Source organism: Nostoc sp. (genome assembly GCF_036917315.1).
Lineage (GTDB): Bacteria > Cyanobacteriota > Cyanobacteriia > Cyanobacteriales > Nostocaceae > Nostoc.
Genome location: NZ_JBALDR010000010.1, coordinates 1 through 19,171 on the forward strand (window position 1 = coordinate 1; position 19,171 = coordinate 19,171).

General features: G+C 42.4%; 19 protein-coding genes and 2 pseudogenes. 8 read left to right on the plus strand and 13 right to left on the minus strand.

The genetic code is table 11. The features are described from left to right. Positions 1-74: 74 nt before the first annotated feature. Positions 75-209 (minus strand): hypothetical protein, encoded by a 135-nt coding sequence (locus V7K84_RS04570; RefSeq protein ID WP_334836683.1) that lies wholly within the window; start codon positions 207-209, stop codon positions 75-77. Next, positions 197-352 (minus strand): DUF6887 family protein, encoded by a 156-nt coding sequence (locus tag V7K84_RS04575; RefSeq protein WP_334836684.1) that lies wholly within the window; start codon positions 350-352, stop codon positions 197-199. The genes V7K84_RS04570 and V7K84_RS04575 overlap by 13 nt, the downstream gene beginning before the upstream one ends. Positions 353-498: 146 nt before the next feature. Here V7K84_RS04575 and V7K84_RS04580 point away from each other — a divergent pair, with 146 nt between their 5' ends. From V7K84_RS04580 to V7K84_RS04595, 4 genes are read left to right on the plus strand one after another with little or no spacing between them, the layout of a single operon-like run. Then, complete coding sequence (locus V7K84_RS04580; protein WP_334836685.1) at positions 499-846, plus strand: hypothetical protein; 348 nt, start codon at positions 499-501, stop codon at positions 844-846. Positions 847-871: 25 nt separating this feature from the next. Beyond that, complete coding sequence (locus V7K84_RS04585) at positions 872-3,151, plus strand: hypothetical protein (protein ID WP_334836686.1); 2,280 nt, start codon at positions 872-874, stop codon at positions 3,149-3,151. Continuing rightward, positions 3,129-3,794, plus strand: a complete 666-nt coding sequence (locus V7K84_RS04590) for an OmpA/MotB family protein (protein ID WP_334836687.1) — start codon at positions 3,129-3,131, stop codon at positions 3,792-3,794. Before V7K84_RS04585 ends, V7K84_RS04590 begins: the two co-directional genes overlap by 23 nt. Before the next feature lie 13 nt (positions 3,795-3,807). Continuing rightward, the gene (locus tag V7K84_RS04595; protein WP_334836688.1) at positions 3,808-5,193 is read left to right on the plus strand and encodes an EH signature domain-containing protein; all 1,386 of its coding nucleotides are present in this window, start codon (positions 3,808-3,810) and stop codon (positions 5,191-5,193) included. A gap of 77 nt (positions 5,194-5,270) precedes the next feature. Here the strand turns inward: V7K84_RS04595 and V7K84_RS04600 are convergent. Next, a pseudogene (locus V7K84_RS04600) lies at positions 5,271-5,387 on the minus strand (DUF433 domain-containing protein); the annotation flags it as partial. A gap of 272 nt (positions 5,388-5,659) precedes the next feature. On the opposite strand from V7K84_RS04600, the gene V7K84_RS04605 reads away from it, so the two are divergent. Continuing rightward, the gene (locus tag V7K84_RS04605) at positions 5,660-6,382 is read left to right on the plus strand and encodes a TerC family protein (protein WP_334836689.1); all 723 of its coding nucleotides are present in this window, start codon (positions 5,660-5,662) and stop codon (positions 6,380-6,382) included. Positions 6,383-6,487: 105 nt separating this feature from the next. Here the strand turns inward: V7K84_RS04605 and ndk are convergent, their stop codons facing one another. Continuing rightward, positions 6,488-6,937 (minus strand): nucleoside-diphosphate kinase, encoded by a 450-nt coding sequence (gene ndk, locus V7K84_RS04610; protein ID WP_104910011.1) that lies wholly within the window; start codon positions 6,935-6,937, stop codon positions 6,488-6,490. Between the two features lie 359 nt (positions 6,938-7,296). Between ndk and speA the strand changes: the two genes are divergently transcribed. Continuing rightward, the gene (gene speA, locus V7K84_RS04615) at positions 7,297-9,312 is read left to right on the plus strand and encodes a biosynthetic arginine decarboxylase (protein ID WP_334836690.1); all 2,016 of its coding nucleotides are present in this window, start codon (positions 7,297-7,299) and stop codon (positions 9,310-9,312) included. Positions 9,313-9,398: 86 nt separating this feature from the next. Here the strand turns inward: speA and V7K84_RS04620 are convergent, their stop codons facing one another. From V7K84_RS04620 to V7K84_RS04630, 3 genes are all read right to left on the minus strand, one after another. Beyond that, a complete protein-coding gene (locus tag V7K84_RS04620) occupies positions 9,399-10,568 on the minus strand; it encodes an NDP-sugar synthase (RefSeq protein ID WP_334836691.1) in 1,170 nt (389 codons plus the stop codon). A gap of 511 nt (positions 10,569-11,079) precedes the next feature. Further along, a complete protein-coding gene (locus V7K84_RS04625; RefSeq protein WP_334836692.1) occupies positions 11,080-11,910 on the minus strand; it encodes a ScpA family protein in 831 nt (276 codons plus the stop codon). A 308-nt stretch (positions 11,911-12,218) separates the two neighbouring features. Then, a complete protein-coding gene (locus V7K84_RS04630; protein ID WP_334836693.1) occupies positions 12,219-13,313 on the minus strand; it encodes an AI-2E family transporter in 1,095 nt (364 codons plus the stop codon). A gap of 127 nt (positions 13,314-13,440) precedes the next feature. Here V7K84_RS04630 and pdxH point away from each other — a divergent pair, with 127 nt between their 5' ends. Further along, entirely contained in the window at positions 13,441-14,085 is a 645-nt protein-coding gene (gene pdxH / locus V7K84_RS04635; RefSeq protein ID WP_334836694.1) for a pyridoxamine 5'-phosphate oxidase, read from the plus strand. A gap of 113 nt (positions 14,086-14,198) precedes the next feature. Here the strand turns inward: pdxH and V7K84_RS04640 are convergent, their stop codons facing one another. The 4 genes from V7K84_RS04640 to V7K84_RS04655 all read right to left on the minus strand — a co-directional run bounded on the left by V7K84_RS04640 (position 14,199) and on the right by V7K84_RS04655 (position 17,116). Beyond that, the gene (locus V7K84_RS04640; RefSeq protein ID WP_334836695.1) at positions 14,199-14,816 is read right to left on the minus strand and encodes an FMN-dependent NADH-azoreductase; all 618 of its coding nucleotides are present in this window, start codon (positions 14,814-14,816) and stop codon (positions 14,199-14,201) included. A 65-nt stretch (positions 14,817-14,881) separates the two neighbouring features. Beyond that, on the minus strand, positions 14,882-15,415 hold the full coding sequence (gene pyrE, locus V7K84_RS04645) for an orotate phosphoribosyltransferase (RefSeq protein WP_334836696.1): 534 nt from the start codon (positions 15,413-15,415) through the stop codon (positions 14,882-14,884). An 83-nt stretch (positions 15,416-15,498) separates the two neighbouring features. Further along, a complete protein-coding gene (locus V7K84_RS04650; protein WP_334836697.1) occupies positions 15,499-16,401 on the minus strand; it encodes a DUF3153 domain-containing protein in 903 nt (300 codons plus the stop codon). Between the two features lie 172 nt (positions 16,402-16,573). Then, positions 16,574-17,116: a tetratricopeptide repeat protein gene (locus V7K84_RS04655; protein ID WP_334836698.1), complete on the minus strand. Its 543-nt coding sequence runs from the start codon at positions 17,114-17,116 to the stop codon at positions 16,574-16,576. 170 nt (positions 17,117-17,286) lie between these two features. On the opposite strand from V7K84_RS04655, the gene V7K84_RS04660 reads away from it, so the two are divergent. Next, a complete protein-coding gene (locus V7K84_RS04660; protein ID WP_334836699.1) occupies positions 17,287-17,685 on the plus strand; it encodes a hypothetical protein in 399 nt (132 codons plus the stop codon). A 112-nt stretch (positions 17,686-17,797) separates the two neighbouring features. Here V7K84_RS04660 and argB read toward each other — a convergent pair whose 3' ends face one another. Together argB and V7K84_RS34235 are read right to left on the minus strand one after the other, a co-directional pair. Beyond that, complete coding sequence (gene argB / locus V7K84_RS04665; protein WP_334836700.1) at positions 17,798-18,694, minus strand: acetylglutamate kinase; 897 nt, start codon at positions 18,692-18,694, stop codon at positions 17,798-17,800. A 101-nt stretch (positions 18,695-18,795) separates the two neighbouring features. Further along, positions 18,796-19,068 (minus strand): annotated as a pseudogene (locus V7K84_RS34235) (pentapeptide repeat-containing protein); the annotation flags it as partial. Between the last annotated feature and the right edge of the window lie 103 nt (positions 19,069-19,171).

Here is a 19,171-nt window from a genome sequence, read left to right on the forward strand (position 1 = left end):
GATCGCAACTCGCTATGATAAACGGGCGACCAACTTTCTCGGTGCAATTTATCTAGCTGCTTCTGTTATTTGGCTCAATTGATGACACGCCCTAGCTCCCTTTTGATTTCTTCAAAGGGTATTGTCCCCAGCATTGAAATTTCCTCTAGTACCTTATAAGCATCTCTTGCATCAGCCTCATCTAACCTTGCTTCAATTAGCTCATGCATCTGCTCTGTTGAGGTAATTTCAATCCCTGTTCTTCTCTAAGTTTGTCCGTTAATGCATAAAAAGCTTCGCGCTCGTCTCGATGTTTCAATACATAAGCTCTTAACTCTTGTTTAGTCATCCCTTGAAAATTTGCCTTAGTCATAAATATCTTACCCTTCCATTTGGCAATATTTCGACTTCAAAACTTTGTCCAGCCAGATGTCAATATAACTTTAGAAAAAAAGTTAAATAAGTTTCCATTTTGGGAATTATAGACCTATTGAAGCTCAAGCAGATAGGTCAAAAATATTGATTAGTGAAACTGCAAAACTACTTTACCCCTCGGTGGAGAAATTGGTTAAAGAAATTGTGGCGGTTAACCACGCTTGGAAAGTAGCTTGCGAATTATTTGGACAAGATTCACCCCTATCTATTTCTTCACGGGATCTAAAAACCTGTTTACAAGTGCGTTTGTTGCGAAGCTATGCACCAGAACAGGTTTATTTAATTGAGGATAAAGAATCAGAAGGTGAAGCACTTTACAGCTTACGTCTCCGAAAACCTATAGGAGAACGCCTGTATGCAGAACATCTTCCAATGCGGATAGCTCAAGAAGTTTTTGCGGATAAAGAATTAGAGCAATTTAAAAAGATATAACCAAGATAAACAAGAAAGGTGCAGCGTGGAAATAGCAAAAATTTGGGACATTATTTGGGATAACGAACCTTTTCATTGGGCAACTGCTTTTGTATTAGTAGTTGCAATTTTTGTCGAACTTTACACATTATGGCAGTATTGGCGCTCAGAATGTGGCATAACTGGAACCTCGATTAAATTTTTGAGTAATTTGAAAAAGGGTAAAAATGTAAAGCTTTTAGACAAAGTTCGCCCCTGGTTAAAAGAGCATCTAGGAACCGATGACTTTAGTAGATTCAAACAACAAGATGGTAATTTTATACTGGTAAAGTATCCATCTGTCTTAGCCCATCCCATACCTCGTAGTTCCCTGCGCTTTGTGATAACCTTGTGTACTGCGATCGGTGTTTTAGGAACATTTTATGGTATACAAGAGGGACTGCAAGGAATCAATTTATCTACAGAAAATCCTAAAGAATTGATGACTGCCAGTAAAGGGCTACTGGTAGGAATGAAAACAGCTTTTTCCACTTCCCTGATGGGGCTTGGTTCTGGTAGCTTGTTTACTCTAGTTTTGTTTGGGTGTGATTCGCTAAAACAGAAGCGGCGTGATAGCCTGCGTCAGAAATTGAAGGCGATTGCAATTTTGAAAACGGCAGATAACGACAACCGTGAAGTAGTTGAAGCACTTAGTCTTGTAGCAAAAAACTTGACCGGGTTAAAGCAGCTAAACGCGGAAGGTATTGGTCAAGCTGTAGGCAGGAGTATTGCAGAACAATTCGCCGGCTTAAACCAATTGTCAGCCCATGCTATTGGTCAAGCTGTAGGTCAGCAGATTAAGCCAGCCTTGGAAGCAATGTTCAAAGAACAGAAAAAACTCCGAGAAATTCAAGAAAATCAGGGACAGAGAGTTTTAGAAGAACTCATCAAAGATTTGCGAATTCAGGTACTTGAGCCGATTGCAGATCGGCTAGATAAAAGTGCGGAGTTAACTCAACAAGCTTCCGAAGCTGTGCTGAGTCTGCATAGAGAATTGGGTGGTATATCTCAAAGTTTGGCAAGTTCCATCTTGACAATTCAGAATTTTCAAAAAGAAACTCTGGTCGAACTCCAAGGATTTGCTAAGAATTTGGGAGACACTCTCAATCAATTTCAAACAGATACAAGAGGTGTTTTACAACTAACAGCCGACGAAATTAATAGAGCCGTAAACCAAAGTCTCCAAGGAATGACAGCCCAAAGAAGTGCTTTTGAAACAAGTGCAGTGCAAGCGGCTGCTACCTTCCGAGGAATTCGAGAAGAACTGCAAACAGCGCTACAAGAACGTGCAACAGTTGAACAGCAGATGCTTCAAAGATTTGCTAACAATATGGGGCAAACTTTGAGTCAATTCCAAACTGAAACTACAGGAGTTATACAACAAACATCTCACGAAATTAATCGAGCTGTAGTTCAGAGTATCGAAGGAATGACAGCCCAGCGAAGTGCTTTTGAAGCCAGTGCAGTACAAGCTGCTGCTACCTTCCGGGGAATTCGAGAGGAACTTCAAACAGCGCTACAAGAACGCGCAGCAGTAGAACAGCAGATGCTTCAAGCTACTCGGACTGGAATTATCCAAATTCTCACCCAAGCAAATAAAACCTTTCACGAGCAAACTAATACTCTACAAACAGTGGGTAATCAAGCTTCTGGATTGATGAATAATGCGAAGGATAATCTTCTGGCTACTTTAGTAAACATCGACGCAACACTCACAGCAACTCGCCATACAGTAGAAGATGATTTGACAAGATTTAGGGAAGAATATCAAACAAATTTACAGACGTTCTTTGAACAACAAAATAACTTACTTGAGGGGACGCTAGGCAAACAACGAGATGGATTATCGGGGATTGTGAATAATCTAGATCAAGTCTTCCGAGAAGAATCTCAAAGGCGTAGTGAATTGACTCAAGAGGTAGACAAAAGTATGACTAAAATTCAGACATCTGTCGAACAAATTAACAAATTAGTTAGTGCGGCTGGATTAAACGATGCACAACGACTAATTCAACTAGAAAAGCTTGCAAGCGGAATTGGCCAGCAAGTGCAAATAGTAGATAATTCATACATAAGTTTGAATAAAACATTTCACAATAGTCTTGAGTCTTGGCAGAATCACCTTGAAAGTTCTATGCAAAGGACTGTTGACTTACAGGAAAGCTTTTTCCAACAAGCAGATACTTCTATGGCTAGAGTTTGCGGAGGTTTGCTAGAGACAGCAAAAGTTCTAGTTGCTGCACATGATAACCGCCAATTTGGTAATGGTGGAAGCAATCATGGATGATTTTCTCAGAGGTGAAATTGATGCAGAGATTATAGAGGATGATGACTCTAGTATCTATCTGTCTATTGGCGATCTGATGTCTGGGTTACTAATGTTTTTTGCTTTGCTATTTATCACTGCCCTACTCCAACTTGCACAAAAGGATGTACCGAAACGGGTAGTAATTGGTAATGTTGTCGGGCAGATGAAAAGCAACAATATCAATGTCAAAGTCAACCCGGAAACTGGGGATGTCAGTATCCAAGAATCAATTCTTTTTGCCAAGGGAAGTACAGAACTTAAACCAGAAGGTAAAGCCTTCCTACACAGCTTTATTCCTGTTTACAGTGGCGTTATTTTCTCAAAACCAGAATTTGAGAAGGAAATTAGCCGGGTAGTTATAGAAGGTCACACTAGCTCAGATGGAGATAATAAAACCAATCTAAAACTAAGTTTGTTGCGATCAGCATCAGTTTACAACTACATTTTCTATGATATGAATTTCCCTACCAAAGCACCTTTAAGCCAGAAAATATTAGCTGCTGGTCGTGGAGAAATTGAATCTGACAAGAAACGTGATAATCCAGGCGATCGCAAGGTAGTTTTCCGCTTTCAGTTTCGCAGTGATGAGTTAAAGAAAGATATCGTAAAAACCTCTCTTTAAAGGAGCTAAAACTTTGAATTATCAGTTTTCTATTCCTTCCCTATCTGAAACTCCCAAGTGTAGTCCTAATCAACTTATTCAGCTTGCAAGTAACTTACCAGATACAACAATATCAATACCAAGTGTTGATAAAATATTGGAAGCTATTGAACAGGCTAAAGCTGATCGAGTAAGTAAGTTGGACTGGGTTTATTGCATTCATGCTAAAGCACAGTGGGATCAGCAAAATATTGACCGATCCTGGAAAACATCAGCAGCCATTTGGAAAGTAGCAATTTCTAACTCATGGTTGCAACATCAGCTATTGTGGCGTTTAGCTCTTTATTATGGCGATCGGCAAGAACAGGTGTTAGCACAGTCTTTAGCTGAATCTTTTGATATCTTTGCTAATTCTGACTTAGTTAGTCACCTGCTACCAGTTCAAATTATTCGGGTGCTTTGTAGTAAACAAGCAGGTAGAGAATTAGCAAGAATTGTTTGCAAACAGCGTATTAATCGAACGGAATTTCTAAATACAATCAGAAAATGTTTACCTGTTTGGATTCCATTATTCAGCAACTTTATAGAAGATATAACTCCCTATTTTACTACAATTCGTTCTCCAAATCAGCAGCAAGTTATATGGCTGCTAAGTTGTTTGGATGAAATGTCAGAGAGTCAGCAAATAAAAGCTGTTAATCATTTGCTAACTAATGTTTCCAATAATATAGCAAGCAATCATTCTTTACTGGTTGATTGGTTGAGACATAACTATAGAAATGGTGAAAATTGGTATAAACTTTCAGATCCAGCAAGGCAAAGACTTCGAGAGTGGATTGGAGGTATCAATTATGGTGATTTCCAAAAGTTAGTAAATCTCATATTGAACAAGCTGGATTTAGAAAACTTTGAGTCAAATCGGCTATGTAGTCGCAGGGATTTTTGGGCTAATTACAGTAACCGCTTTGAACGGCTTCGCATCTTGTTACCCAAGACATCACAAATTGCCATAGGGTATCAAATCCAAGATGATGTTGATCTACTAGATGATGATGGTAGCGATCCGACAGAAGTCTGTATATTTGATTTTGGTGAGTGGTTTGTAGTCGAATTCTTTCGTGGAAGAGGTGGTGAGACGCGCCTGTTTCCTAAAAATTCTAGAAATCAGCAAATTCTTTTCGGTGAATCCACCCTTTCAGTCAAACGTATTCGCTGTCTAGGTGGGGATAGACACGATCATGTTTATCTTTGGCAGGAATTTTCCCCTACTTGGCTTAAAAATCATGGAATTCTGCCTAATCCAAATACCCAGTCTTCCAGAAATCCGACAGCAGATAAATTACGAAAGCGAGAACACAGCCTTGAGTCGTGGCAAAGAGAGATTGAACATCTAGAACGGGAAGCTAAAGCCTACGTCTGAATATTAGAAATTTTTATAGAGACTACTAATGCACAATAATGGTGTCTTGATTTATTTCAATATAAGAATGCTGCTTAACCAGAACTGAGCAATTCCAAAATAAACTCAACTGGATAGCGAAGTCCTCGAATGCAGGGTTTACCGTGGCAAATATTTGGATTATGAGTGATGCGTTGTAGAAGTGTGTTATCCATAAACTCTTACCATATTTTTATTCTCATCTTCTAATTTTAGATACGAACAGACAGCAGCTCATTGCGATCGCACCAAGTCAGATGTTAAAACCTTGGGTGTATTGACTTATACGCAAATTACCCCACTCGCACGAAGAGCGCACACATTTAACCCTCTTCAAAATGCACCATAACCACGTTAAGCTGAATTAGAGTGGCAATTTATTGCGCTTTTTAATATGCAAATCTCTGTTCTTGTCAAATTTTAATTTTTTCTGCTTGAGAAACCCGGAATGCTAGACCGAATTTTTGATTACCTCGATTTTCATTTTAGCCTTGAAGCCCTTATAGTTCTGGCGATCCTGGTGCTTTTAGAGGCGTTGTTATCTGCCGACAATGCGATCGCTCTGGCTGCGATCGCTCGGGGGCTGGAAGACAAAGAACTTGAGCGTAAAGCTTTGAACTTTGGTTTAGTCGTTGCTTATGTGCTGCGAATCACCTTGATTCTCACTGCCACTTGGGTACAACAATTCTGGCAATTTGAATTATTGGGCGCTGCTTATCTGCTGTGGCTGGTATTCCAACACTTTACCTCGGAAGAAACCAAGGACGATCGCCATCACGGGCCGCGCTTTAATTCATTGTTGCAAGCCATACCCGTGATTGCATTTACAGATTTGGCATTTTCTTTGGATAGCGTGACAACTGCGATCGCAGTTTCTCAAGAAAAATGGCTAGTGCTAACGGGTGCAACAATTGGTATTATTGCGTTGCGATTCATGGCAGGATTATTCATTCGTTGGCTAGACGAATACGAAAACCTAGAGGATGCAGGCTATGTAACTGTCGCCTTGGTGGGTTTACGCTTGTTGTTGAAAGTACTCAACGATAGTTTAGTTCCACCAGAATGGATCATGATTGCTGCCATATTCCTGATTTTAGGCTGGGGATTTTCCAAGCGCGTTGGTACTGAATCACCCCAAATAGAACCGGAAAAGAGCGAAGTCTCTAAATAAGTGAGGAGGAAGGAAGAGTTAGGAGTGAGGAGTGAGGAGTTAGGAGTTATTAATTATTATGAGTTTTTAACTTTTAACTCCTAACTCCTAACTTTTAACTCCCCCTTACTCGTGCAACCAAGGCGTTAAGTGTGGTTGCCAACTGACCAATTCTTCATCCTTAAACCATAAGGCTACTTCTTGTTGCGCGGTTTCTGGAGCATCAGAACCGTGGATTAAGTTGCGACCAATATTCAGTCCAAAATCGCCGCGAATCGTTCCTGGCTCTGCTGTTAAGGGATTTGTCGCACCAATAATCTTTCTGGCAGATGCAATAACGCCATCACCTTCCCATACCATCGCCACCACTGGACTAGAAGTGATAAATTCGACTAGACCACCAAAAAAGGGGCGTTCTCGGTGAACACCATAGTGTTGTTCAGCTAATTCCCGACTGACTTTCAGTAACTTTAAACCAACTAGAGTAAAACCTTTGGTTTCAAAGCGACGGATAATTTCCCCCACTAATCCCCGCTGTACTCCATCAGGCTTAATTGCTAAAAATGTACGCTCCATTGCTATCTCCCAAAGCTTAATAAAGTTTTTATCTAGTCAATAGTCATTTGTCCTTTGTCCTTTGTCTTGAGTCCAAGGGTTTTGCACTAATGACCAATACTTCTCTAACGAGAGGCTGCACTTCGACTACGCTCAGTGGCTACGCCAACGACTACGCGGTAGTTGAATCTCGACTTCGCTCGATTACCGCGCAGTCGAAACTCAGTACAAGTGACCAATGACTAATGACCAATGACTAATGACATACGACTCTTGACCAATCAGAGTTTATCTCAGAAATTATCCTTGGGTGCATATACGTTCCTAAATGAATGCGCTAAATTGTTAACTCGTGGGTGAAAAACAGAGGTTAGGAAGAAATGGGTGTTGAGTCAACTGCTACATCTGACGAGGTGGTACAAGTACCGTCCAATGGACAAAAAGAAGTGAAAAGTCATAAACAAAAAAAACTGTTACCACCGAGTCCTACCACAGGAGATTTACCTCGCTCCTGGAAAATTGAGGATAGCGAAGCCTTGTACCGGATTGAAGGATGGGGACAACCTTATTTTTCCATTAGCGCTGCTGGTCACGTTACCGTGTCACCCAAGGGCGATCGCGGGGGATCTCTTGACTTGTTTGAATTGGTCAACTCCATGAAACAGCGCAACTTGGGACTTCCCATGTTGATTCGCTTTTCCGATATTTTGGAAGACCGGATTGAGCGGTTGAACGCTTGTTTTAATAAAGCGATCGCTCGCTACAATTACCCTGGTGTCTACCGTGGCGTGTTTCCCGTCAAATGCAATCAAGAACGGCATTTGATTGAAGATTTAGTCAAATTTGGCAAACCCCATCAATTTGGTTTAGAAGCCGGTTCCAAACCAGAATTAATGATTGCTCTAGCTGTGTTGGATACACCAGGAGCATTGTTAGTTTGCAACGGCTACAAAGACCGAGAATACATCGAAACAGCGATGTTAGCCCAAAGACTAGGGCAAACACCAATCATCGTCTTAGAACAGATTGAAGAGGTTGATTTGGTAATTGATGCCAATCGCCAGTTAGGTATTAAGCCAATATTAGGTGTTCGTGCTAAACTCAGTACCCAAGGCATGGGACGTTGGGGAACCTCCAGTGGCGATCGCGCTAAATTTGGTTTGACAATGCCTGAAGTAATCGAGGCTGTTGACAAGTTACGCGAAGCTAACCTGCTCGATTCTTTGCAGTTGATGCACTTTCACATCGGCTCACAAATCTCTGCCATTAATGTCATTAAAGATGCTATCCAAGAAGCCAGCCGCATTTATGTAGAATTGTCGATGCTGGGGGCGGATATGAAATACCTTGATGTTGGTGGCGGCTTGGGCGTAGATTATGATGGCTCCCAAACCAACTTCTATGCATCGAAAAATTACAACATGCAGAACTATGCCAACGACATCGTGGCAGAGTTAAAAGATACCTGTGCAGAACGCCAAATTACCGTACCAACACTGATTAGTGAAAGTGGACGAGCGATCGCTTCCCATCAATCGGTGCTGATTTTCGACGTTCTCAGTACTAGTGATGTTCCTCTCGACAACCCAGAACCTCCACAAGAGGGAGAATCTCCGATTATTAATTATCTTTGGGAAACTTACCAATCCATTAACAAAGAGAATTATCAGGAGTTCTACCACGACGCTGCACAATTCAAAGAAGAAGCCATCAGCCGCTTCAACTTAGGAATTTTACGCCTCAGAGAACGAGCCAAAGCCGAACGCCTCTACTGGGCTTGTTGCCAAAAAATTCTTACCATCACTAGACAGCAAGAATACGTACCCGATGAACTAGAAGACCTAGAAAAAATTATGGCTTCCATCTACTACGTAAATATGTCAGTGTTCCAATCGGCACCAGATTGCTGGGCGATCGATCAGCTATTTCCAATCATGCCAATCCACCGCTTGGATGAAGAACCAACGCGGCGGGGAATTTTGGCAGACCTCACCTGCGACAGTGATGGTAAAATCGACCGCTTTATAGACCTGCGCGATGTCAAATCGGTTTTAGAACTACATACCTACAAACCTGGAGAACCCTATTATTTGGGAATGTTCTTGAATGGAGCTTACCAAGAAATCATGGGCAATTTGCACAACCTGTTTGGCGATACCAACGCCGTTCACATCCAATTAACCCCCAAAGGCTACCAGATTGAACACATTGTCAAAGGTGACACGATGAGTGAAGTGGTAAGCTACGTTCAGTATGACTCCGAAGATATGGTGGAAAACATTCGCCAACGTTGCGAGAAAGCATTAGAAGAAAAGCGCATTACCCTAGCGGAATCTCAGCGACTACTGCAAACCTACGAGCAGAGTCTTAGAAGATATACGTACTTAAATAGTTAGGGTAGAGGTTACAGGGTATAGGTTACAGATTTATTTCCTGTTCCCTATTCCCTATTCCCTATTCCCTATTCTCTGTTCCCTATTCTCTAATTTACGTTCGTCCCCAACAATTCCTCTATCGCTTGTCGCTCAACAGGGGTATGTGATGGCGGTGTCTGACGGGCATCAGTAATCAGCCAGTCTAAAGCAGCAGCTTGAACATCGATCGCAGCGCCAGTTTTATCTACGCAATAACGTCCAAATACCAGTTTATCGACTAACCGGACTCCAGGGCCCAAGCGCGACCATTCAAAAATCACGCTGTTATCTACTGTTGCGCCACTACAAATCCAACAATTGGGGCCAATCATTGCTGGCCCGACAATTTTAGCTCCGTCTTCGATTCTGGTCATCCCGCCAATATAAACGGGGCCTGTGATATCCACTTTGTCCCAATTTACGGCGACATTTAAGCCCGTGTAGATGCCGGGGGCGACTTCATGACCAGGAATTTGCACATTTTTGATTTCACCCAGCAGTACACCGCGAATCGCCCGCCAATAGTCTGGGACTTTACCAATATCGACCCATTCAAAGTCCATAGGAATGGCGTAAAAGGGGGCTTTGATTTCTACCAATTTGGGAAACAATTGGCTACCAATGTCATATTCGACATCAGAGGGAATATAGTTAAAAACCTCTGGTTCAAAGATATAAATACCTGTGTTGATGTTGGTGCTGAGGGCTTCTTCAGTTGAAGGTTTTTCTTGGAAAGCTTTGACACGACCATCTTCGTCAGTCACAACCACACCATAGCTAGAAACTTCTTCCTTGGGGACAGATTTAGTGATAATGGTAGCGATCGAGCCTTTAGCTCTATGCCATTTAACCGCCGCAGTTAAATCCAAATCAATCAAAGCATCACCGCACAAAACCACAAAGGTATCATCAAAAAAGGGTGAGAAGTCTTGGATACGCCGCATTCCTCCAGCAGAACCGATTGCTTCCCCCTCCAGTTTACCGTCATCATCAATTTTTCCTTCAAATGAATAGGCAATCTGCACCCCAAACCGCTGACCATCACGAAAATAGTTTTCTATTTCCTCAGCCAAATGACTAACATTGACCATAATTTGGTCAAATCCATGTTGGCGTAACAGTTCCAGCAAGAACTCCATCACTGGCTTTTGCAGGATGGGAATCATTGGTTTCGGAATTGTATAGGTAATCGGACGCACGCGAGTACCCTTGCCAGCCGCGAGAATCATCGCTTTCATAAAAATTTATCCCTCAACCACAAGCCAGTTTACTTTCATCGAGTGATACTTAATCATCAGTTTTTATTTCTTCTCTAAGTCATCCCCCAGAATAGGGATAACAGGAATTTAGTGGTTATTACAACCATCGATATACTTAGATGACAAGCGATCGCTTATCTTTTCAATTTACTCGGATTTTGGGGCTGAATCAAAAATCTATGACAATGTAGGCAGCAGCTATGCTGGAGCCAGGAGGAAAATCCCATAAAATAAATTCCTATTTTTCTCACAAGTCAGCCTGAAATCTTGATGCCAAGGACTCACGCATCACATATAAACAGTTTTTACCTCTGCCTCCTGCCTTTCTTAGAGAAAATCTGTAGGACTATAACTACTTTTGACTTTCTTAGTACAGCTTTGCCTAAGTTCGTGGCGAATAGACTCAAAGAAACTTTGCGCTCCTCTGCGCTATACTTTGCGCTCTCTGCGTTTAAACATAAACCCTCAATTCGTCACGAAATTTACGGACTTAGTTCATCGGATTCTCAAAAGGCTTGCCGATATGAGCTGAATCTCTAATTAGGCGAATTTTAATTTCATGATAAAAATCCTCTTGAAATAGCTCTACTTTCGATTGAGCCGAGAGTAATAGTAGTGCCCAGAAAACGCTAACTAGATTACTGTGTTCAGACTCGTGTCCAGACCCATTTTGCTTGAAAAGCTTTGTCTTAGTCCACAATTCTACAAGTTGTTCTAAATTCACCCAATTTTGTTCTAAACTTAGCTCTCTTGCCGACAATTTCAACACCTGCTCCAGTTCTCCAGCGACTTCTGTCAGATTTTCCTGGTGAGCTAACTCCAGCGCCTCCCGCATACTTTGGACGCTAGGTTGACGCCTGGGACGGATAGGTTTGCTGACTTTTTCTACCAGTTTTAGTTGGTTCGCCATAATCTGCAATTGCTCGATTAACTCTTGCAGAGTCACCCGACGCTTTGGTGGCGGCATTGCCGCTGGACGACGACGCAATTGCCGTTCTAATGGTAGACGATGACCCTGATGTAATACACCGTCTTCACCTTCCAAAAGGGCATCATCTTCTATACCATCTTGTGCATCTCCGACTGTTGACAATTGCATCAAGGTATTGGCTTTGAATAATACCAACATTGATGCTGATAAAAATGCCTGTCCAGATTGAGACAAGTCAGCTTCATAGCCTCTTGTTATTGCCCCTGGTGCCATCAGTTCTAAATAGCGATCGATCACCTCAATCACTTGAACATCCCAAGGATCAATTTCACCCTGCTCGGCTTGGTAAATCAAAAATGTGATTGTTTCTAACAGCTCGGAAGCTTCCATCAACAGGTTCTAAGTTAATTAATGAGAATCAAAATACTGTAAATTCAACACTAAACTAATTGACTATTGGCAAAGCGTGTACTGTATACATTCGCTTGCGCTTCTTTTATTCAGAAATCGCCTGCTGCCAGTATCCTCTAAAATTTATAATCGATCACCATTGTGAATTGTGAGATTGGATTGTGCAACTTTTGAGTTGGGCATTGGGCATTGAAAAGAGGCAGAGGGGAAAAATTTACTGCAACTTCTCCTCTGCTCCCCTGCTCCCCTGCTCCCCTGCTCCCCTGCTCCCCTGCACCTCTGCTACCTTAATCAGCAGGAGGATCGTGACCAATAGTGACAGTTGAGACAAAATCACTCGGCTTACCGCTCTTACCGCTCTTAATAGCATCGAAAGTGCCTTTAATGGTACCAGCAATGGGAACAGCAACAAGTGTCCCTAACAACCCAGCAATCTCAAATCCCATCAAAATAGCCACAAAAATCCAGATGGGATTCAGTCCGATAAAATTGCCGAGTAACCTGGGAGCTAACAAGTTATCTTTAAGCTGCTGCATGAGAATTGCCGCGATCGCAACTTGAACTGCTAACCACCAATTTTGCAGTAGTACTAAAATTGTCACCAGACCAATGCCCAGAGATGCCCCAATAAAGGGAATGAGTTCTGACATACCGATTAATATGGCAAACAACAGGGCAAAGGGCACTTTCATCACTAAGAAAATTGGTGTCAGGGTTAGCACCATGAACAATCCTAGTAATAATTGGCTGAGAAAGAAGTTCTGGAAGTTTAGGCGCAAGGATGTGGTGAGGGGATCTCCAATGTTAGAAGGCAAAAGATTGATCAGACCATACCAGACGCGATCGCCATATAAAAGCATATAAAATGCAAGCACGATAACTAACACTACGTCAAGTAATCCTGACAGCAGTGTGCCAGCAAATCCCACTGCACCAGAAGCTAGCTGTTGCACCACATTCTGAATGTTGGCATTGATTTGACTGCTCACAACCCTCAGATCGACTGGCAAACGTCGTTGCTTTGCCAACATCTCAAACTGCTCTAGGTTTGCTTGACTGGCGGTTAACCAATCAGGGATCTTATTTAACAGTTGGATTGTTTGGTCAATAATCAACGGTACTAGGGTGACGCCCAAAATCCCAAGCAGGGTTAATGTTGCCAGTAAAACTACGATCACCGCCTGAGTGCGGGTGATCTGGGCACGTTCAAAGAACTTAACCGGGTAATTTAGGAGAAAAGCCAGAATCGCTGCAATGAGCAAGACGGTAATAGGATGCTGGAAATAGCGAAAAAGCACAGACAGCAGCCAGACATTGAGAGCGATAATCGGACCGCTCAGACCATAAATTAACAAGCGTTGAAGGGAGGCTGAACGGCGCATCTGACGCAACCTATTTTAGATATTTATTCAGAGAATTTGTAAAATTCTTGATGGCACTGATTATCATCATAGATATTTTTGACAAAGATATATATAAGCGTATCTGATAGCAAGGAAACAAATCACAATGGACAAAACAGTAGCTGACCTTCGCAAAGACTACACTTTGGAAGGTTTAAGCGAACTCGAAGTAGAACTCAATCCTTTTATCCAATTTAAAAAATGGTTCGATCAGGCTTTAGCCGCACAACTCCCCGAACCCAATGCCATGACTATTGCCACAGCCACACCAGACGGTAAGCCCTCAGCTAGAATGGTGCTGCTCAAGGATTTTGATGAACGGGGCTTTGCCTTCTTCACAAACTACAACAGCCACAAAGCACAACAACTGGCAGAAAATCCCCAGGCGGCTTTAGTCTTTTGGTGGGCAGAACTGGAACGTCAAGTCAGAATTTCGGGGTATGTGGAGAAAGTTTCCGAAACTGAATCTGACCAGTATTTTGAAAGTCGCCCTGCCAAAAGTCGCTTGGGTGCATGGGTATCTAATCAAAGCGAGGTGATAGAAAGCCGAGAAGTTCTTGAGCGACGCGTGCAGGAATTCCAGAGCAAATATGACAATCAGGAGATTCCTCGACCGCCTCATTGGGGAGGCTTACGAGTTATCCCTACAGAAATTGAGTTTTGGCAAGGACGCCCTAGCCGTCTGCACGATCGCTTACTCTATAGCCGTTTAAATAATAGCACTTGGAAAATTGAGCGATTGTCACCCTGAAGAAGAGGCAAGGGGGCAGGGGAGCAGGGGAGCAGGGGAGCAGGGAAGAAGTCGCAGTAAATTTTTCCTTTCTGCCCCTCTGCCCCTCTGCCCCTCTGCCCCCTGCGTTCCTCTTACCACCGGGCGATCGCATCTTGAATTGCTGCCCGTGCTTCTGATAGAGATTGGGTACGGGCTTCACCCTCGTTCAGGCTGTTAGCGTTAATAAATTGAATGTCTGTAAGCCCAATAAATCCGAAAATTGCCCGCAGGTAGGGTTCTTGGAAATCATAGGCAAGAAAAGGAGATGTCGCGCTAAAGTCACCGCCGCGAGCAGTAATTATAACCGCCTTTTTACCCTCGACTAACCCTTTAAAACCTTGAGCTTCTATTGCAACAGTCCGATTAATGCGAACAATTTGGTCGATGTAAGCCTTAAAAGTGGAAGGTATATTGAAGTTGTACATTGGCACTCCAAAGACGTAGCGATCGGCTGCCAAAAACTCATCTACTAACTCGTCAGAAATCCTAAGTGCCTCAGTTAATTCTGGGGTATGGGTTTCTGGTGGTGAAAATGCCGCTGCAATCCAAGCTTCATCAACGTGAGGAACTGGGTAATGCCCTAAATCTCGATAAGCGATCGCATCTTCAGGATGCGCTGCTTTCCAAGCACTGACGAATTCCTTAGATAGTTCTCTTGAGTGCGATCGTTCACCACGAGGGCTGGAATCAATATGTAGAATGTTTACCACCAAATATCTCCTGATTAGCTAAGTATTTTTAGGGGTGTTGTTCAAAAATATTGTAACTGTAAGCTTCAAGATAGTTCCATCCACACCGAAAGTTCTTCCATGTCAAACAGAGGAAGTTTTTGAATACCAGCTTTTTCGAGACTATTATCTTGTGTACTTCCGCGCCAGATTACGCAAATTACGAAGTCCGCGATCGCTCCCTCATTACGCAACGCTTCGGTACTTTTTACAACCTGACCACCTGTTGTAATCACGTCTTCAATGATACATAATTTTTTTCCTTGGATATCAATTCCTTCTGCTAGCTTCTCAGTACCATATTCTTTTTTTGTTTTCCGAACAAAGACAACTGGTAATTCAACTTCTAATGAAATTGCTGTTGCTAAAGGAACTCCTCCTAATTCTAGTCCTGCAAGAATTTCCGTTCCTGGTGGAATCTTTTTTACCATTTCTTTAGCTAACTGCTTCAGTAATAAAGGATTAGATTCAAACTGATATTTATCAAAGTAATGAGAAGATATCTGACCAGAACGTAACCGAAACTCACCTTTCAAATAGGAAACACGAACAATTTCTTTGGCTAATTCGCTATGACTCATTTTTATAAAAAGCTGGGTAAAGTGTAAAAAAAGCCGATGGAGAATGCATCGGCTTCGCTAATAATATTCAACAGCTAAATAGTCTACTGTTCCTGGATTGCTGCTGCTTTGGGAGGAAACTGAATTCTGGGATCTGGCATGAAATTATATCTCAAGTACAATCCTCCCGAAACAAACAGGATAATTAACAACCCACCTATACCAAGGGGACTAGGAAGCCAAAAAACAGCTTCTATGTGGTTTAGCTCACCAGGCTGGAGTTTCCACACTAATTGATTGCCATTTTTTTCTGGCTCAATTGCAGTTTCAGTTAGTTGAATATTTTTGGCTCCCCAAGGAGTCTTCAAGCTAAATTCCAAATCGAGAATTGAACCAGCATTCGCCAGAACATTACCTTTGCTGGCAATTAGAGAGAGCGATCGCAAATCCAAATCATAAATTAACCGATTTCGGACTAAAAGTAAAAAGTTATTCTGCTCCAAGAGAACGTTTGATTCAATTTTCGGCAGTTCTGAGCCAGATTCGCTCTGTACAGACTCAGAGGGTTGATTTGTATGGGAGTTAAAGAATTCGTTGAACTTCTCTTGCAATTCCGTACCATTGCTAAAAGGAATTGTGACGATGATTTCTTCTTGGGAAACTCGCTGTGCTTTACCATCAAGTTGACGGGCGCGGCGTTCTATGCTCTTTAACCATTCGTATACAGAATCGCCACTAAAACTCGTTAGCCGTTCTCCCAACTTAATATGCTGTACTAGTTCGCCACTATTTGAGTTGTCAAAATTAAGCCCGACATCGTACTTCACACAGCCAGTCAGTAGCAAAGATGTTAATAGCACGAGCCACAGAATAGGATTTCGCATGGGAAAAACCCGATTCATTCGATTTCGACCATTGAATGGTGAGATAAATTTCATCTTTGCCAATACAAAACTAAATGGTCTGACTAACCACAAGAAAATCTTTCCGAAAATTGAAGAATTCATAACTATAAATCTCCCCAAAAGTCAAACTTTTTAACCAATCTTGACTTCTTAGTATTGTTTGAGATTCCTGAAATACCATTTTGATTTCTCTGGGACTGGGTAAAAAAATATGAGTAAGATTTGGATCTGAATTTTCATTCAAATCTTCCCAGTCCCCAATCCAAAATTGTTATCAGCCAGGAGTTCCTGAAAAATTCAACCAAACCAAGTACGAGATGGTTAAACCAATGGCGATTAGCGCCACCCAGATAAAGCGATTATCTCTGGTATTGACCTGACTGAGGTCAACTAATTCTGGCTCGGCAGGTTTAGGCTTTTGCTCCCCAGAAGATTTTGGAGACTTAGCAGGTACAGAAATTTTGAGTTCATTATCGCCCAATGCACCCAAATCCGGGATTTCGGTCATCCATTCGCTGGGTCTTTTCAGCTTTGGTGCTTTTAAGATATAAAGCATCTGCCGCGCTTGTTTGCTGATTTCAAAATGGGCATGGCGTTTGAGTCTTTCGCAAAGAGCGATCGCATCATCCGTGCGTCCAGCCGCTTCATAAGCTGTCACTAGATGAATTTCTACTTCGCCCCCAAGACGAGAATTACGAGCTAACAGAGCGCTGGCCTTTTCTAAATTTTCTACGGCTTCACGGTATTGCCCATTCTCAAAGGCAACTTTCCCAGTCTGGTAGCGGGTTTTAGCAATTTCTAAACTTTCTGTACTCACGTCTTATACAAAAATTACCACTATTTTCATTTTGCCAATGCCAGCAATCTTTTTGGAATCTTTTCAAAAGCTGGCAATCTGAAAGTGGATAAACTTCTAAAATTTTAAGTAAGTAGCTGCGACTATTTTCTGATTAAAAATTCCGGTATCAAATGTAGGTGAGCAAAATTATGTTGAAAATCAAGCATTCGCAACTCAATTGGCTCTTAGCAGGTATGACTTTAGCAGTAATGGGTGTAAGCATTGCTCCAGCTTCCGCCCAGCGTGCGTTCGGGATTGATGGTGGTTATGGAGTCAGGCGATCGTCGCCTTCTGTGGGTTCCTTTATTTATGGTAGTCCGATTCCCATGCCTATGCCTGTAGACCCAACAACGGGACTAATGATACAACGCAATCATTACCGCGATTATTCCTATCCCCAGTTCAGGCAGAACTTCAGAAATTCGACCCCGATCAATCCCATAATTCGAGATTCAACCCTAGTTAATCCGGTGATTATCAATAATTCATGGCGTCGTACACCATTTAGCGGCGGGCGATCGCGGGTTATTATTACCTATCCCCGGTAGGGAAGCAGAGGGGCAGGGGAGGTGAATATCAAAGACTCGTCCACAAGTAAAAAACGAGTTTTAATTTACCCAAAATTACAGTTACAAATCATTTTCCCAGCCTCCTCGGCCTCTACAACGTAAACTGCGAACCCAGGATCATCGTCCCAATCCCAACGTCAGTAAAGATTTCTAGTAACAAGGCGTGAGGAATGCGACCATCGATGATGTGTGCTGCACGGACTCCTTGAGCAAGCGATCGCACACAACAACTTACTTTGGGAATCATCCCACCGCTGACTATACCATTAGCAATCAACTCACGGGCTTCGCGGATATCTACTTTCGGAATCAAAGTAGATTGGTCTTTGTAATCTTTTAAAATTCCACTGGTGTCGGTCAGTAAAATTAACTTTTCTGCACCTAATGCTGCGGCAATTTCTCCCGCTACGGTATCGGCGTTAATATTATAAGCTTGCCCTGTCTCGTCTGCGGCGACGCTTGACACTACCGGAATATAGCCATTGCTAGCGAGGGTATCTAAAATCTTGATGTTAACATTGCTGACTTCTCCCACAAAGCCGATGCCTTCTTGACCTTGGGAACGGGCTGTAAATAGATTACCGTCTTTACCGCAAAGTCCTACAGCCAATCCACCAGCTTGGTTAATCAGGGAGACAATTTCTTTATTGACTCGACCAACTAAAACCATTTCCACCACATCCATTGTGGCGGCATCAGTAACTCGCAGACCATTCTTAAATTGTGGTTCGATGCCCAGCTTATCTAACCAACTGTTAATTTCTGGGCCACCGCCGTGGACTACAATCGGACGCAAGCCGACGCAGGATAAGAATACAATGTCGCGGATAACTTTGTCTTTGAGTGCGCTATCTTTCATTGCTGCGCCACCATATTTGACAACAACAGTGCGACCGGCGAATTGTTGAATATAAGGTAGTGCTTCGCTTAGAACACGCACACGAGTGGCTTCATCTTGCCTGATGTATTCAGAATCGTTGTCCGTCATGAGGAGCCTAACAGAGAGAGTTAAAACCTATTTCAGTCAGTGTAGAAGACTTTGTAACTCCTCACAATCTCTGATGCCAAAGCCGAGTATGTTTGTACTAATCATTCATAGGTGTTTGGTTCAGTTACGAGTTCACCATCTGGCATAACGGTATTGTAGAAATAAGCCCCATACATTTCCGCGCAGTGCCAGTTAACTTCCAATAAATTAGCATTTTCAAGATTAACGCCCTCCATACGAGTAACTCTCAAATCAGCACCACGTAAATCAGCACCGCTCAGATTAGCGTCTCTTAAATCAGCACCCCCTAACTTAGCTTTACAGAGGAGCGCCCCACTCAAATCAGCACCACTGAGATTAATGCCAGACAAGTCAACTTCGCTTAGGGCGTGTCATCAATTGAGCCAAATAACAGAAGCAGCTAGATAAATTGCACCGAGAAAGTTGGTCGCCCGTTTATCATAGCGAGTTGCGATC

Coding starts and splice junctions, on each gene's coding strand:
- V7K84_RS04650 (WP_334836697.1), bottom strand. CDS start 16,401: ATGAATTCTTCAATTTTCGGAAAGATTTTCTTGTGGTTAGTCAGACCA.
- V7K84_RS04575 (WP_334836684.1), bottom strand. CDS start 352: ATGACTAAGGCAAATTTTCAAGGGATGACTAAACAAGAGTTAAGAGCT.
- V7K84_RS04660 (WP_334836699.1), top strand. CDS start 17,287: ATGTTGAAAATCAAGCATTCGCAACTCAATTGGCTCTTAGCAGGTATG.
- pyrE (WP_334836696.1), bottom strand. CDS start 15,415: ATGAGTCATAGCGAATTAGCCAAAGAAATTGTTCGTGTTTCCTATTTG.
- V7K84_RS04630 (WP_334836693.1), bottom strand. CDS start 13,313: ATGCGCCGTTCAGCCTCCCTTCAACGCTTGTTAATTTATGGTCTGAGC.
- V7K84_RS04605 (WP_334836689.1), top strand. CDS start 5,660: ATGCTAGACCGAATTTTTGATTACCTCGATTTTCATTTTAGCCTTGAA.
- V7K84_RS04625 (WP_334836692.1), bottom strand. CDS start 11,910: ATGGAAGCTTCCGAGCTGTTAGAAACAATCACATTTTTGATTTACCAA.
- V7K84_RS04570 (WP_334836683.1), bottom strand. CDS start 209: ATGCATGAGCTAATTGAAGCAAGGTTAGATGAGGCTGATGCAAGAGAT.
- V7K84_RS04620 (WP_334836691.1), bottom strand. CDS start 10,568: ATGAAAGCGATGATTCTCGCGGCTGGCAAGGGTACTCGCGTGCGTCCG.
- pdxH (WP_334836694.1), top strand. CDS start 13,441: ATGGACAAAACAGTAGCTGACCTTCGCAAAGACTACACTTTGGAAGGT.
- argB (WP_334836700.1), bottom strand. CDS start 18,694: ATGACGGACAACGATTCTGAATACATCAGGCAAGATGAAGCCACTCGT.
- V7K84_RS04590 (WP_334836687.1), top strand. CDS start 3,129: ATGGTGGAAGCAATCATGGATGATTTTCTCAGAGGTGAAATTGATGCA.
- ndk (WP_104910011.1), bottom strand. CDS start 6,937: ATGGAGCGTACATTTTTAGCAATTAAGCCTGATGGAGTACAGCGGGGA.
- speA (WP_334836690.1), top strand. CDS start 7,297: ATGGGTGTTGAGTCAACTGCTACATCTGACGAGGTGGTACAAGTACCG.